This is a genomic window from Aeromonas sp. SrichE-2G, from assembly GCF_017939565.1.
In the GTDB taxonomy this organism is placed as follows: Bacteria; Pseudomonadota; Gammaproteobacteria; order Enterobacterales; family Aeromonadaceae; genus Aeromonas; species Aeromonas taiwanensis.
In genome coordinates, this window is record NZ_JAGKRG010000004.1 from 769,517 (window position 1) to 785,153 (window position 15,637).

Below are 15,637 nucleotides of genomic sequence, written 5' to 3' on the forward strand. Positions count from 1 at the left end.
GCGGCCCCCTTGCTTTTCTTCTTCCAGGCGGGGGAGGGTCAGTGGCCTCTGTTCTTCAGCTGCTTGCCGATATGCTGCTGCAGCACGGTCAGCATGCAGGCGCCGGAGAGACCAACCATCAGGGCACCGTTGACGGCTTCCAGCGGGCCAAGCAGCTTCCACTTTTCACTCATGACGATGTCCCCATACCCCAGAGTGGCGAAGTTGACACCGGAGTGGTAGATGGCCTCGTGCAGGGTGCTGAACTCCCCAAGCCAGAGGAAAAGCGCCCCCCAGACCCCGATCTGTGTCAGGTTGCCCAGCATCACCAGAGTGATGATGCCAAACAGGGCCAGTATGCCGGCCAGGGCCCCTTCCTGCTCCTTGAAGTGTTTGATATAGAAGCGAACACACCAGACGGAGACCAGGGATTGCAGCAGCATGTTGACCAGGATCACCGGGATGCCGACCATAAAAATGAGGAACATGTCACTCTCCTAATTTGGCTTCTGCCAGGGGGCGGCCGACCGGCCACCACTGCTCCAGCAGCAAGATACACAACCAGCCGTAGCCGGCCACCAGCAGATAGAGGCCGCACCGCATGGCGGCCGCCATCCAGACATCCTTGCCGTTAGCGCTGTCCTCGATGGCCGGGCCAAACAGGATGAGCGCCGTGATCCAGGCGTTGCTCCAGAACGAGGGCGGGAAGCGGCTTGCCACCAGCGGAACCAGACGTCGCGCCACCCAGAGCGTCATCAGCACCAGCATCAGCACCAGCATCAACAGGGACGGCCAGAGGCTGAGCCCCATCCAGAGTGCGAGCGCCAGCAGGGCCCCCATCAGGGTGGAGAGCACCAGCTCCTGACCCGCCAGTCTGGCATTGAGGGAGGTGCTCTGCTGGGCCAGGGCCACCGTCTTCATGACGGCGGGGATGTAGAACGCCGGATTGCCGAGTGCCAGCAGCCAGACCGGCAGCACGATGGCCACGGCGCGCAGGGCGAGCCGCTCGGGATGCTCGGGGGGCTGGTGGGCGGTTTTTTTCTGGGAGGCCGCCACCGGCATGGGGGGAAAGAGTGCATGTGCCATGCGGTTGACCAGGACGCCCACCAGGATCCCCACACCCATCATCTGGGCGATGGCGATGGCCAGTCGCTGTTCGATGAGACCGGCTATCGGGATCACCGTGATGGCCATGGTGAGCAGCATGGCGGCGGCGCCTTTGCCAGCCATCCCCTGTTGCATCAGCAGATAAAGCATCAGGGCGACGAGCAAAACGCTGGCCAGGGCGTAGTGGGTCAGCAGGGGCACCAGCAGCACCCCGGAGACCATGATCCCCAGCAGCAGGAGTCCGCCCAAGGCCCCCTTCTTGAGGCCGATCGGCTCGCCGGGCTGGCACAGCACGACCCAGGCGATGATGACGCCGAGGTGGGGCATGGGCAGGCCCATGCCGTAACAGAGGCCTGCCGAGAGCCCGATGCCAGTGCCGATGCGCAGCACTGCCCGGTCGAGGTTATGCATGGGACGGCTCCACGTCATGGACCTCAATAGAGGAAGGAGAAGAGACTCATCAACCGGATGTAGAGCCCCCCCAGCCAGTGCATCACCCAGTTGCCGCCGGTGTAGACCAGCACGTCGGCCTGCCCGCCGACCCGCAGCGCGTCGACCGGGGGCTGATCGTCGGCCCGAAAGGCGATCTTGACCGGGAAACGCTGGGCCTGGCGCAGCCAGTCGCGGCTGTTGTCCACGGTGGGCAGGGTGCCGGCGGGCTGGCTCTTGCCGGTGCTGACCCCGTAGCCGATGCTGAGCACCTCTCCCTCGAACAGCTGGCCGGGCAGGCTGTCGAGCAAAATGGCAGCCTTGTCACCGGGCCGAATGTTGCCCAGGTTGTTCTCCGTCATGTCCACCGAGACCCAGACGTCGTGGATGGCGATCAGGGTCATGGCCGGGGAGCCGGCACCGATAAACTGGCCGGTGTCCGTGCGTAGGTCGGTGATGAGGCCGCGCCCCGGCGCTACCACGTGAGTGTTTTGGCGATCCAGCTCGGCCTTGTTGACCGCCGAGCGGGCACTGAGCAGCTGGGAGTTGTCCTCCCCGGTGGCGCCAGCCGCCTCGATGGCGCGCCGGACGTCGGCCTCGGCCGCCGCCACCTGGCTCTTCGCGGTCTCGCGGTTGGCCTGGGCCACCTCGAGGCGGCGCACCGAGATGGCCCCCGGATCTTCGCGATAGAGCCGCTCCTGGCGCTGGGCATCCTTGGCGGCGTTGTCATAGGCGGCGCGCATGGCCATCAGGGAGGCTTCCGCCGCCTTGACCCCTTCGGTGCTCGCCTTGACGCCGCTCAGGACCGTCTGATAGTCGGATCTCGCCTTGGCAAGAGCGATGTCATAGGGCTCGGGATCGATCTCGAACAGGGGGGTGCCGGCATCCACGTCCTGGTTGTCGCGTACATGGACCTTCTGGATCTGGCCGGAGACCTCGGCGGCGATGGGCACCACGAAGGCCTGCACGCGGGCCTGGGAGCTGTAGGGGGTGAGCCTGTCGGCCAGCAGATACCAGCCGAGCAGCAGCAGGATGATCCCCAGCAGCCCTAGGGTGGCCCGACGGCTGGACTGGCCGGGAGAGGTGGTGTTGTCAGTCATGGGCGCTTGCCTTCTGAGTCATGGGGCGGGCGGCGTCGAGCAGGGGAACCCAGTCGGCGCGCTTGCGCAGCTGGGCATCCACTTCGGAGGTGACCAGGGGGCGTTCGCGCCCCTGCTCCCAGCCGCCGCCCAGTGCCTTGTAGAGCGTGATGAGGTCGCGCATCCGGGCGCCCCGGCTGTTGACCAGCCGTTCCTGCTGGCTGAACAGGGCGCGCTGGGAGTCGAGCACGCGCTGGAAGTCCGCCATGCCCTCGCGATACTGGGTGTTGGCGATCTCGAGTGAGCGGCGGGCCGCCTCGCCGGTCTGGGTCAGCAGGGTGATCTCCTCCTGGCCGTTGGCATAGGCCACGGCGGCGTCGTCCACCTCGCGGGCCGCCTGGAGCACGCTGTCGCGATAACGTTCGTGAAGCTGCTGGAAGCGGGCATCCTGCACCAGGATCTGGTTGCCAAGACGCCCCTGATCGAACAGGTTCCAGCTCAGCGAGGGGCCAATCCCCCAGGAGTAGGTGCCGCTCTCACCGCCGGCGGCGTTGATCCCGAGGGTGCCGAGCAGGGTGATGGAGGGATAGAGATCGCTCTCGGCCACGCCGATCAGGGCCGACTGGGCGGCCAGCTGTCGCTCTGCCGCCCGCACGTCGGGACGACGGCGCAGCAGATCGGCGGGCATCTCGGCAACCAGCGCCAGCTCGCCCTTGGGAATGACGCCTGTGCCTTCCTGCATCTCGGGCAGGGGCCCGGGGGAGCGTGCGAGCAGAGCGGAGAGGGCATTCTGGCTTTGGCGCAGCGTGGTCGCGAGCTGGGGAATGCTGGAGAGGGTGCCCAGGTACTGAGTCTTGGCCTGCTGCACGTCCAGCTCGGCAGTGTTGCCGCTCTTGAACTGCCGCTCGGTGATCTGCAGGCTGCGCTCCTGGATGCGGGCGTTTTCGCGGGCGATGATGAGCCTGGCCTCCAGGGTGCGGATGCTCACGTAGAGCTGGGCCACCTGGGCTGCCATCAGCACCTGGACGTCATCATACTGGGCCAGGGTCGCAAAGTAGCTGGCGTCCGCCGCCTCGACCCCGCGCTGGAACTTGCCCCAGAAGTCGAGCTCCCAGCCGAGATTGAACCCGGCGCCGTAGCTGCTGCCCGCGCTGCTGTGGCCGTTGCGGCTCTGGCCGGCCTGCAGGAACTCTGCCGTGCCCACCGTCGCCTGGGGGCCCAGCAGACTCTCGGCGATGCCGAGCTGGGCCTGGGCCTCGAGGATGCGAAGCCCTGCAATCCGGACATCCGGGTTTTTTTGCAGCGCCTCCTGCACCAGGGCGCTGAGCACGGGATCGTGCAGCTTGTCCCACCACTGGCGGTAGTCGGCCGTGGTCGCCGCCTGCTGGCTTTCGCGGGCGCCCTGCCAGCTGCTTATCTCCTCGACCCGGGGGGTCTGATAGTCGGGACCAAGCAGGGTACAGGCGCTCAGCAACAGGCAAGACCCCCCGACAAGCAGGGGGCGAATGACGGGTCGTTCGGCCATGGGGTTATTTTTCCGGGTTGGCCAGACCGTCGTCGACCCAGGCCATGAAGATGAGATACCCGATGGAGAGCATGGTGGCGCCGATGAACATGCCGAGGATGCCATTGGTCGCCATGCCGCCCAGGGCGCCCAGTAGGACCACCGGCATGGGGGCATCGACACCGCGTCCCAGCAGCAGCGGCTTGAGCACGTTGTCGGCCATGCCGGCCACGAGCAGCAGCACGGTGTAGACGATGTTGAGCAGGGTGCCGTGATCCCCCGACATCCACATGTAGGCGATGACCGGCCCCGTGACCAGGAGGACGGGGACCTGGGCGATCCCCAGGATCAAGGCCAGCACGAACAGGACGCCGACCGCCGGGATCCCGGCGATGGACATGATGATGCCGGCCAGCAAGGCCTGGATGAAGGCCACCCCGATGACCCCCATGGCGACGGCCCGGATGGTGCTGGTGCACAGCTTGGTCAGCTCCAGCCCTTTCTTCTCATTGGTGATGCGCATGAAGATGCGATCGGCGCTGTTGGCGCCCGAGGCACCAAAGGCCATGATGATGCCGGCCACGATGAAGGAGAACACGAAGCCGAGCAGGTCGCCCCCCATGCTGGCCAGCAGGCCGAGGGCCCGCTTGGTGAGCTCGCCAATCTGCGGCTTGTAGCTGACGATGAAGCTGGACAGGTCCATCGACGCCTTGGTCCACAGGGCATGCAGCTTGGTGCCGATCAGCGGGATGTTGGCAATCTCGGCGGAGGGGGCCGGGATCACCAGGGTATCGTTGTTCACCTTGTCGACCAGGACGCTGACGCTGTCACCCAGGGAGCTGAACATGGCGACCGTGGGCACCACGAGCAACAGGATGCCCAGCAGTGTCAGCAGGGTGGAGGTCCGGCCCTGCTTTCCGCCCAGACGTGCGGCGAGACGCTGGTGGAGGGGGTAGAGGGTTACGGCCAGGATCAGGGCCCACAGCATCATGTTCATGAAGGGGGAGAAGACGGTGAAGCAGAAAGAGCCCAGCGCCAGGATCAGGCCAAACTTGATGAACATATCCAGGAATCTGGCAACCACTCTCTTTTCAACGACAGACAGATCGTTATTTTCCATTCTGGTATGACTCCAACAAGAACAAGGGATAGGGGCTCGGCCATAGGACGCCGGGTCAGAAAACATGGTTTTTACTGTAATAAATGAAACGCCTGTCTACCTCAAGAAGAGGCATTGACGTCATCTGCACGTTATTTCCGGTACAGATGTTTAATGTTTAAAAAATATTTAACTAATTGATATTGGTTAGATTGTTCAAAGATCCTGCTAGGGCAAATAATATGTAATGCCCTTGCGTAGTACAAGTGAACAATTGTTTCCAGTCTAGCCTGCGTTCAGAAAAGAGGAACAAGTTTGCATATATAAAATGAAATGCCAGAAGCCGAACCGGCCAGAGTGGGCACGATGAGTGCAGGGTGTGAAAAATGTGTGTTCATCCGGCTTGTATCCATGATCTGTCCGGGCATTTGGTGTTCACGGGATGGGGGTTTATCCTATTGGCTCCTGCGCTGCGCTGGTGGCGACTCAATTTGGGATGGAATCTATGCGCCCCCTCATACCCTGCCCTCACTCTCGTGTTCCTCGTCTCTCCTGGTGGCTGGTCGGATTGCTCGCCCTGCTGCTGACCGGCTGCGGCCAGGACAAGCCCGCAGACAAGGCATCGACCACGGACACGACCGCGCAGCCGGTCGACGGGGCGCCGAACGCCGTGGTACAGGCTAATGCCCGCCAGTATCGGGATGCCCCGGCGCTGGCGCTGGTCTTCTCCGGCCCCCTGACCCCCAAGGCAAGCTGGCAGAGCTGGCTCGGGGTCAGTGAAGGGGGCAAGCAGGTGCAGGGGGAGTGGATCCTCGCCGACGATGGCCGCACCCTCTATTTCCCGAACGTCCAGCCCGACAAGCGCTATGAGGTGAGCCTCAAGGCGGGGCTGGGCCCATCCTCCCAGAGCTGGACCCTCAAGACCCGGCCGCTGGAGGCGGGGGCCTCGTTTACCGCGAGCGGCATGGTATTGCCGCTGCGCGACGAGCTGCGTCTGCCCATCAGCGCGGTCAACGTGGATGAGGTCAATATCGACTTCTTCCGGGTTGATGCGGAATATCTGCCCCGTTTTCTGGCCGAGTATCGCCCCGGCGCCGGCATGGGCAACTGGGATCTCGAGCAGATCACCCAGCGGGCCAAGCGGGTGTTCAGCGGTCGCTATGGGCTGGCGCTCGATGCCAACCGGCGGGAGACCCGCCTCATCAACGTGAAGGAGCCGCAGCTGGCCGAGGCCGGCGTCTACTTTACGGTGATGTCGCCCCTTGGCAACTACGACTGGCGCAAGGAGACCACCTATTTCGCGGTGAGTGACATGGGCCTCAGTGCCCGCCGCTACCGGGATCAGCTGGAGGTGTTCGTGAGCTCCCTGGCGAGCGCCGATCCCCTCAAGGATGTGCAGCTCTCCCTGCTCGACGAGAAGGGCAACCGGCTGCAGGTGCAGCAGACTGACAACCGCGGTCACCGCCGCTTCGATCAGGTGCAGGGGGCCCGCCTGCTGCTGGCCGAGCAGGGCAACCATCTGGCGGTGCTGCGCCTCGACGGGGCGGCGCTCGATCTCTCCACCTTCGATCTCGGTACCCAGCCCTGGCAGGCCCAGCAGTTGTATCTCTTTAGCGGGCGTGACCTCTATCGCCCCGGCGAGCGGCTCGACAGCGAGATCCTGCTCAAGGGGCAGGATGGCCAGCTGCTGCCGGGGATGGCGGTGGAGCTGGAGGTGAAGCAGCCGGACGGCCAGCTGCTCGAGCAGAAACGGCTGCTGCCCGATAGCCTTGGCGCCGCCCACTACGGCCTGCGTCTGCCGGATGATGCGCCGCTTGGGCGCTGGACCATCAACCTCAAGACCGCCGCCGGTAGCCGCTTCGAGTGGCCTTTCTTGGTGGAGGAATTTCTGCCGGAGCGGCTCAAGCTACAGCTGGGCAAGGGGCCGGATGGGGAAGTGACGAGTCTGGACGCCGCCCTCACTCTGCCGCTGCAAGGGGACTATCTCTACGGTGCGCCAGCGAGCGCCACCAAGGCGAAGGCAGAGGTGAAGATCAGCCGCGCCACCATGCCCTTTACCCAGTGGCAGGAGTTCACGCTGGGTGACGTGCTGCTCGCCGAGCAGGCCAGGGATCTCGAGCCTCTCAATCTCACCCTAGATGCGCAGGGGCAGGGGACTTTTTCGCTGCAAGATGAACTAGATGGGGTGCGCGCCCTCGGGCCGCTGGAGGTGGCCTATCGGGTGTCGCTCTCCGAGCCCGGTGGCCGCGCCGTCAATCGTAGCCGCACCCAGTATGGCTGGCCCATGGGCAGCCAGTGGCCGGCCCTCAAGGCCGACTTCGTGGCGGATCGGGTAGAGGGGGGCAAGCCGCTCCCCTTCCAGATCCTCAACCTTGATGAGCAAGGCCAGCCGGTGGCGGGGGCGGTGAAGGTGCGCCTTATCAACGAGTACCGCGACTACTACTGGCACTACGCCGATGGGGAGGGGTGGAAGTACGAGTTCAACAGCCAGCCCTATCTGGAACAGGAGCAGACCCTGCAGTTAGATGGCAAGGGGCCGACCCCGCTCAGTTTGCCGCTGGCGGCGGGCTGGTATCGATTGGAGGTGGAGAATAGTCAGGGCCATCAATCCAGCCTGCGGGTGGAGATCGGCAGCTACGCCTGGGGCGGCGGTGGCGAGCAGGCGCGGCCCGACAAGATTGCCATCACCCTCGACAAGCGCGCCTATCAGGCGGGTGACAAGGCCAAGGTGACCCTGGTGGCCCCGCGCCCCGGCAAGGGGTTGCTGATGGTGGAAGATGGCGACGGCCTGCGCTGGTGGCAGCGTATTGAACTCAAGGGGGCCGGTGGCGATGCCAAGGATGCCCGCGGCGAGTTCGAGATCCCGGTCAGTCCCGAGTGGCAGCGCCATGACTTGCATATCTCGGCCCAGATCGCCGCGCCAGACAGCGCCTCCAAGCCGGTCAGTAGCCAGCAAGGGCAGAGTCTGCGCTCGGTTGGGCTGGTGCCGCTCACTCTGGATCGGGAAGCGCGCCGTCTGCCGCTCACCCTGAGCGCGCCTGATAAAGCGGTGCCGCTTACCCGACTGGAGGTGACCGCCACCTCCACCCCCAACAGTCAGGGCCGCGTGGTGCTGGCCGCGGTCGATCGGGGCGTGCTCAATATCAGCGACTACCAGCCGCTCGACCCGTTCGAGATCTTCTTTGGTCGCAAGCGCTTCTCCCAAGATTTGTTCGACAACTACGGGCAAGTGATCCCGCCGCAGGATGGCAAGCTGGCCCGCCTCAACTACGGCGGCGATCGGGCGCCGCTGAAAAAGGGTGGCGCGCTGGAGAGCCGGGTCCAGATCGCCGCGCTGTGGAGTGGCGAGGTGAGTTTTGATGAGCAGGGCAAGGCGGTGATCCCGCTCGAACTGCCCAACTTCAATGGCGAGCTGGCGCTGATGGCGCTGGCCTGGAACGAACAGCAAGTAGGTGAGGCCGAGCGCGCCGTCAAGGTGGTGGCTCCCCTGGTGGCCGAGATTGGCTGGCCGCGCTTTGGCGCCAGAGGGGATGAGACCCGGGCGCTGGTGCAGCTGCGCAACATGAGCGGCGAGGATCAGACCCTCTCCCTTGCCTGGACCCTCAACGGCGGGCTCAAGGCAAATGGCGAGCTGCCCGGCACTCTGTCCCTTAAAAATGGCGAAGAGCAGTGGCTGACCCTGCCGCTCACCGTGACCGGGGCGAGCGGCGTGGCGAGCCTGCAGTTGGCGGCCAGCGGCAAGGATTTTGCCATCAGCCGCGACTGGACTCTGCCGCTGCGCTCCCCCTGGCCGGCCGAGACTCGCCAGCGTCACCAGATGCTGGCCCCCGGCCAGCAGATGAGCTTTGCGCCAGCTGAGCTGGTCGGGCTGGATCGCGCCAATCTGCAGGGGCTGCTCAGCCTCTCCGGCACTCCCCCCTGGGATCCGGCAGGCCAGTGGCAGGCGCTGGCCGACTACCCCTACGCCTGTCTGGAGCAGACCTTGTCGCGGGCCTGGCCTTACTTGCTGACCACGGCGGATGAGCGGGCCACCTGGAGCAAACCCTCAGAGGGCAAGCAAGCAGCGAGCGAGGCGGATGTGCAACGCGCTCTGCTGCAGCGGCTGCAGCGGTTGCAACTGCCCAGCGGCGGCTTTGGCCTGTGGGATGGCCGCTCCGACGAGGAGCAGTGGCTCACCGCCTATGCCGCCGACTACCTGCTGGCGCGCAAGGAAGCGGGCGACGCAGTGCCGGAGGCAATGCTCAATCAGGCGCTGAACCGGTTGCAAAACTATCTCACCGACAGTCAGTACGGCGAGCGCTGGAGCAGTGCCCCCGAGCACAGCCGACTGGCCTATCAGGCCTACAGCGCCTATGTGCTGGCCCGGGTGGGCAAGGCGCCACTCGCTACCTTGCGGCTTATCTGGGAGCAGCAGGCCGATCACGCCCGCTCCGGTTTGCCGCTCTTGCACCTCTCGCTGGCTCTCTCGGCCATGGGGGATGAGCAGAACGCGGCCAAGGCCCTCAGCCGGGCGCAGACGATCGAGCGCGGTGATGACTATCTGGGGGATTACGGCTCGCCGCTACGCGATCAGGCCCTTGAGCTCTCCTTGCTGCGCCAGCACAAGCTGGCTGCGGAGCGCTGGCCGGCCATCAGTGCCAAGGTGGCCGCTACCCTGGCTCACCGTCAATGGCTCAGCACCCAGGAGCGGCTCGCCCTGCTGCGACTCGCCCGCGTCGATCCGGCCGTCGACTGGCAGGCCAGGGTGACTTCCTCTCTTGGCAGTGGATCCCTGAGCGGTTCGGCCCCGTTGCAGCTGGGGGCCCCCGAGGCGCTGGCGGCGAGTACCGTCACCAACGAGGGCAAGGGGTCCCTCTATGTGCAGCGCACCCTGATCGGCTACCCCGAGCAGGCGCCTGCGCGCGTCAGTCAGGGGATAAGCGTGACCCGCAGCTGGTTCAACAGCAATGGTCAGCGTTTTGATCCCGCCAAGGTGAAGGTGGGGGATCTGGTGGTTGTGCGGCTCAATGTCAGCAGCGAATCTGCGGTGCCCGATGCCCTGCTGGTGGAGATGGTGCCCGCTGGCTTTGAGCTGGAGAACCCGGCCCTTGGCAACAGCATCAAGCTCGAAGAGCTCTCCATCGAGGGGAAACCGGCGTGGCAGAGCGAGTGGAACGACTATCTCAAGCATCAGGAGTTTCGCGACGACCGCTACACGGCGGCGCTGGATCTGAGTGAGGGGAGCAACCAGCAGCTGGTCTACCTGATGCGGGCGGTGACGCCGGGTCGCTATCAGGTGCCGCCGACCCAGGTGGAGGATATGTACCGGCCCGAGCTCAGGGCCGTGGGCGAGGATATCCATGAGGTGATCATCTCTGAGTAGCTGGCGCTTGATGGGTCGCAGACGCCCTCTGGGCAACGACCCCTCCCTTGAGCGGGTTCGCCGGCTCACTTTCTGGCAGCGTGGCTGGCTGAAATTAGGTCGTAGTGGCCGCGCTGGCTGGCGCTGGCTTGGTCGCCTGCCACGCTGGCTGCATTTCTCGGTGCTGGGAGTTGTAGCACTGCTCCTGTCATTGCTGGCGCTGGATCGGATTTTCCCGCCGCCGCCGCTCGACCCGGCCTATGCGCGGGTGGTGCTCGATATGAAGGGGCGACCGCTGCGCGCCTTTGCCGATACCAGCGGCGTGTGGCGTTACCCCGTGACCCTGGAGCAAGTCTCCCCCCGCTATATCGAGGCGCTGCTGGGCTACGAGGATCGCCATTTCTGGCGTCATCCCGGGGTCAATCCGGTGGCCATGGTGCGCGGGGTCTGGCAGTGGCTGCGCTACGGGCGGGCCGTGTCGGGGGGCTCGACCCTCACCATGCAGGTGGCACGCCTCATCGAGCCCTACCACAGGAGCGTGCCCGGAAAGCTGCGCCAGATGGCCCGTGCGCTGCAGCTGGAGTGGCACTATGACAAGCGCACTCTGCTCACCGTCTACCTCAACCGGGCCCCGTTTGGCGGCAACCTGGAGGGGGTGCAGGCGGCAAGTTTTGCCTATCTCGGCAAGAGCGCCGCCAGGCTGACCCATGCAGAGGCGGCGCTCTTGGCTGTACTGCCGCAGGCCCCCAGCCGCAACCGGCCGGACCGGCATTCCGAGCGGGCTCGCGCGGCTCGCGACAAGGTGATGCAGCGGCTGGTGGCGCAGGGCGTCTGGCCCGAGCAGGTGTGGCTGGAGGGGCGCATCGAACCTGTGCTGGCTCGCGGTCACTTCACGCCAATGGAGGCGCCGCTCTTTGCTCGCCTCGCCGCCGACCATCAGGCCGGGGCGCTGGTGCACACCACCATCGACGGGGATCTGCAGCGCTGGCTGGAGGGGCGGGTGGCCAGCTATATCCGCCGCTTCCCCGAGCAGACCTCCGCCGCCCTGCTGCTGGTAGACAACAAAACCATGGCGGTGCGCGCCTATGTGGGCAGCGCCGAGTATGGCAATTTGCGCCGTCACGGTTACCTCGACATGGTGCAGGCGATCCGCTCCCCCGGCTCCACCCTCAAGCCCTTCATCTACGGTCTGGCCATGGACGAGGGACTGGTACACTCGGCTTCCCTTCTCTCCGATGCGCCAAGGCTCGGGTCTGATTATCGCCCCGCCAACTTTTCCGGTGCCTTTCAGGGACCGGTGACGCTCGCCCAGGCGCTGCAGCAATCCCTCAACGTACCGGCGGTGCAGGTGCTGGAGGCGTTTGGGCCGGACAAGCTGGTCAGTCGCCTCGACAACGCAGGGGTACGGCTGGCCCTCTCCGACAAGCCCAACCCGGCCATCGCGCTGGGGGCGGCGGGCATTCGGCTCGAGCAGTTGGTGGCGCTATACAGTGCGCTCACTCGGCAGGGGCAGGTGGCGATGCCGGTCTGGCTGGCAGGGCAGCAGGCGGTATCGCGCCCCTTGCTGAGCCCGGGGGCGGCCTGGATCATCTGGCAAATATTGAGCGCGCAGGGACGCGCGGATCAGCCCTTTGCCAGCGAGGCGACCGGCCGGGTCAATCGACTGGCCTGGAAGACCGGCACCAGCTACGGCTATCGCGACAGCTGGGCGATGGGGGTCTCCGGTCGCTGGACCATCGGCGTCTGGCTGGGGCGCCCCGACGGCACCCCCATGCCCGGTTTTTACGGCCAGAGCGCGGCGGTGCCGCTGCTGCTCTCCGTCTACTCGCGACTGGCTGACAACAGCCCTCTGCCGATGCAGCCCAACACGGTGAGTGAGGCCGAAGTTTGCTGGCCGCTGGGGCGCAGGGTGAGCGCGACCCTGCCTGAGACTTGTCTGCAGCGCCAGAGCGCCTGGTTGCTGGAAGGGCGCGATCCCCCCACCTTGCCGGATCCCATGGATTGGCCCTCGCCGCTGCGCCAGGTCGCACTGACTGCCGAAGGCAAGCCGACGCTGCCCCGATGCCCCGATGCGGTGCAATCCGCTTTTCGGGCGCTCTGGCCGCTGTCGCTGGAGCCGTGGCGCTCACCCGGTGAGCGGCGTCAGGCGTTGCTTGCCAGGGGCTGCGCGGGGGAAGGGCAGAGCGCCGAGTTGCAGGCCCCCATCCGCATCCTGGCGCTGGGGGAGGGCAATCTTATCCGCAGCGAGCGCTACCGATTGCAGCCCAGGGTGCTGGGCGGTGTCGGCAAGCCGGCCTGGTTTCTCAACGGCCAGCGGCTGCGCTGGGACGGGGATCAGGTGCTGAGCGAGGCGGGCCGCTACCAGCTGGTGGTGGTGGACGAGGCGGGCAACAGCGATCGCATCGAATTTCGGCTGGAAAACCCCTCCTGAGGCGCTCCAGGGCAAGCGCCAGAATATTGACGGCATCGGGAATGGCTCCGATGCCGTCAGCTGATTGTCGATTCCCCGGCAGGGGGCTGGGGGTCAGGGTTTGACCTGACCCAGCCGGGTGAAGAAGTGCTGACTCTTGCGCTGGTTGAAGTGGCTCTTCTTGATGGGGTGAAACACCAGGTTGCTGCCGGGGTGGCTCGCCTTGAGGCGGTGGATCATTGCCATGGCTGGTAAGCCTGTACTGACGAGCGTGGTGAGCGGCAGGCTGACCGTCTCGGGCCCCAGCAGCGGGTTGAGCCCCTGCTGGGCCTGCTCGAAGCGGGTCAGCACGGCGGGCTCGGCGTAGCCGCTGCCCAGCATGGCGAGCAGGGCGTCGAGGGCCTGATGAAACTCGGCCAGGCGCTGGCGAAAGCCGCTGCGGCTGCGCAGGGCAATAAGCTCTGCAAAGGGGATCTCGCTTAAGTTGGCGGGCACTCGCAGCGGGATCTCGAGATGGAAGCAATCCTGGCCGCCGCGATTGTGGTAGCGGGACTCGAGCAGATGGAGCAGCCGGTCCAGATAGTCGTGATCCGTGATGAGCGCCCCCTCATTGGCGAGTGCCCACTCGCGGGCGAGCCGCATGGAGAGCAGATTCGCGAAGCGCCGCGCCATCCTGATCCCCCCCTCGTCCCGGCTGGCAAAGCCGTGGGCGAGGCAAAACCCGTGCAACTGCTCAAGGCCGGCCTGGGCGGGGCAGAAGCAGTCGTGGTTGGCTGGCATGCGCCAGCGGGCGATGAGTTCTTTGTTGCCAAACACCTTGTGGCGGACGAAGTCGGGGGTGACCAGGCCGGCAATCTGACTCTCTATCTGGGGGGTGATGGCGGCAAAGAAGGCAGGCTCGGGCGGTTCGGCCAGCAGGTCGGTCTGTCGGCGCAGGGTCTCCAGCAGGGCGGTGAGACCGCTCTTTTCGCTCACGGTGAAGACGAAGGCGAGCCGTTCCAGGTAGAGCAGGGCAAACTTGAGCCAGAGGTCATCCCGCACTTCCATGCCGGGGTAGTAGATATGGGTTTTCATGGGTGTCGTGTTGCCGGGGCGCAGGTTGGGGAATATACGCAAGATGGCCAGGGTGCGGCAAACATTGCGTGGGGGAATGTGAGCAACCGCTCATCCAGTAGGCGCTGGTCACAAAGTTCTGATATAATTCGCGCCCTTAAATCAAGGTCACCCGAGTCATTACCATGAAGTTCATTATCAAGCTGTTCCCGGAAATCACCATCAAGAGCAAGTCGGTTCGCCAGCGTTTCATCAAGATACTGCAGGGCAACATCCGCAACGTCCTGCGACGCTTCGACGACGACGCCCGGGTGCGGATGGACTGGGACAAGCTGATCGTGAGCTCCCGCAATGACCAGTTCCGTGAACAGGCCATCGAAGCCCTGGCCTGTATTCCCGGCATTCAGGCCTTCCTCGAGGTGCAGGCGAGCAAGTTTACCGACCTGCACGACATCTTCGAGCAGGTGAAAGCCGTGTGGGGTGACCAGCTCGAGGGGAAAACCTTCTGCGTGCGCGCCAAGCGCCACGGCAAGCACGAGTTCTCGTCGCTCGAGATCGAACGCTATGTGGGTGGTGGCCTGAACCAGCACTGCGTGAGCAACGGCGTGCGCCTCAAGAGCCCGGACGTGAAGATCAACCTCGAGATCGACGGCGAAGAGCTGTTCATCGTCAGCGCCATCCATCAGGGGCTAAGCGGCATGCCCATCGCCACCCAGGAAGATGTGCTGAGCCTGCTCTCCGGCGGTTTTGACTCCGGCGTGGCCTCCTTCCAGTTCATCAAGCGCGGCTGCCGGGTGCACTACTGCTTCTTCAATCTGGGCGGCGCCGCTCACGAGATCGGCGTCAAGCAGGTGGCCTATCACCTGTGGAACCGTTTCGGCTCCTCCCACCGGGTGCGCTTCACCGCAGTAGACTTCGAGCCCGTGGTAGCCGAGATCCTCGAGAAGATCGACAACGGCCAGATGGGGGTGGTGCTTAAGCGGATGATGATGCGCGCCGCCGCCAAGGTGGCTGACGAGTTCCAGATCCCGGCCCTGGTGACCGGTGAGTGTGTGGGCCAGGTCTCCAGCCAGACCCTGACCAACCTGAACGTCATCGACCGGGTGACCGACAAGGTGATCCTGCGCCCCCTCATCACCTGGGACAAGCCGGACATCATCAGCGAAGCCCGCCGCATCGGCACCCTGGAGTTCGCCGAGACCATGCCGGAGTATTGCGGTGTCATCTCCAAGAAGCCGACCGTGAAGGCGGATCTGGCCCGCATCGAGGCGGAAGAGGCCAACTTCGACTTTGCCATTCTGGACAAGGTAGTGGCCGAGGCCCGTTACCTCGACATCCGTCGTATCGGTGAAGAGACTGCCGCCGAAGTGCAGGAAGTAGAAACCACAGCAGAGACCACCGACAACGAGGTGATCCTGGATATCCGCTCCATGGACGAACACGACGAGAAACCGCTGGTGGTTGAGGGGCATGAAGTGATCCATGTCCCCTTCTTCAAGCTGGCCACCGTCTTTGGCGATCTGCCCCAGGAGAAGACCTACCTGCTCTATTGCGACCGCGGCGTGATGAGCAAGCTGCAGGCGCTCTACCTCAAAGAGAAGGGCTTTGCCAACGTCAAGGTCTATCGCCCCTGATC

General features: G+C 64.9%; 9 protein-coding genes. 3 read left to right on the plus strand and 6 right to left on the minus strand.

All coding sequences use genetic code 11. The features are described 5' to 3' along the window. Positions 1-38: 38 nt before the first annotated feature. From J9885_RS05575 to J9885_RS05595, 5 genes are read right to left on the minus strand one after another with little or no spacing between them, the layout of a single operon-like run. Positions 39-467 (minus strand): ion channel, encoded by a 429-nt coding sequence (locus J9885_RS05575; protein ID WP_210548375.1) that lies wholly within the window; start codon positions 465-467, stop codon positions 39-41. Between the two features lies 1 nt (position 468). Next, positions 469-1,497 carry a DUF2955 domain-containing protein gene (locus tag J9885_RS05580; protein ID WP_210548376.1) on the minus strand — a complete coding sequence of 343 codons (1,029 nt, stop codon included), beginning with the start codon at positions 1,495-1,497 and terminating at the stop codon, positions 469-471. Positions 1,498-1,520: 23 nt separating this feature from the next. Continuing rightward, positions 1,521-2,615 carry an HlyD family secretion protein gene (locus J9885_RS05585; protein ID WP_210548377.1) on the minus strand — a complete coding sequence of 365 codons (1,095 nt, stop codon included), beginning with the start codon at positions 2,613-2,615 and terminating at the stop codon, positions 1,521-1,523. Beyond that, on the minus strand, positions 2,608-4,119 hold the full coding sequence (locus J9885_RS05590; RefSeq protein ID WP_210548378.1) for an efflux transporter outer membrane subunit: 1,512 nt from the start codon (positions 4,117-4,119) through the stop codon (positions 2,608-2,610). Before J9885_RS05590 ends, J9885_RS05585 begins: the two co-directional genes overlap by 8 nt. A gap of 4 nt (positions 4,120-4,123) precedes the next feature. After that, positions 4,124-5,161 (minus strand): AI-2E family transporter, encoded by a 1,038-nt coding sequence (locus tag J9885_RS05595; RefSeq protein ID WP_245155488.1) that lies wholly within the window; start codon positions 5,159-5,161, stop codon positions 4,124-4,126. A gap of 541 nt (positions 5,162-5,702) precedes the next feature. Between J9885_RS05595 and J9885_RS05600 the strand changes: the two genes are divergently transcribed. Both J9885_RS05600 and pbpC read left to right on the plus strand, forming a co-directional pair. Next, positions 5,703-10,559 (plus strand): alpha-2-macroglobulin, encoded by a 4,857-nt coding sequence (locus J9885_RS05600; RefSeq protein WP_246876797.1) that lies wholly within the window; start codon positions 5,703-5,705, stop codon positions 10,557-10,559. A 10-nt stretch (positions 10,560-10,569) separates the two neighbouring features. Beyond that, positions 10,570-12,969, plus strand: a complete 2,400-nt coding sequence (gene pbpC, locus J9885_RS05605) for a penicillin-binding protein 1C (protein ID WP_210548380.1) — start codon at positions 10,570-10,572, stop codon at positions 12,967-12,969. 93 nt (positions 12,970-13,062) lie between these two features. On the opposite strand, the gene J9885_RS05610 is transcribed toward pbpC, so the two are convergent. Next, entirely contained in the window at positions 13,063-14,022 is a 960-nt protein-coding gene (locus tag J9885_RS05610) for a hypothetical protein (RefSeq protein WP_210548381.1), read from the minus strand. A 164-nt stretch (positions 14,023-14,186) separates the two neighbouring features. Between J9885_RS05610 and thiI the strand changes: the two genes are divergently transcribed. Then, a complete protein-coding gene (gene thiI / locus J9885_RS05615) occupies positions 14,187-15,635 on the plus strand; it encodes a tRNA uracil 4-sulfurtransferase ThiI (RefSeq protein WP_210548382.1) in 1,449 nt (482 codons plus the stop codon). Positions 15,636-15,637 lie beyond the last annotated feature (2 nt).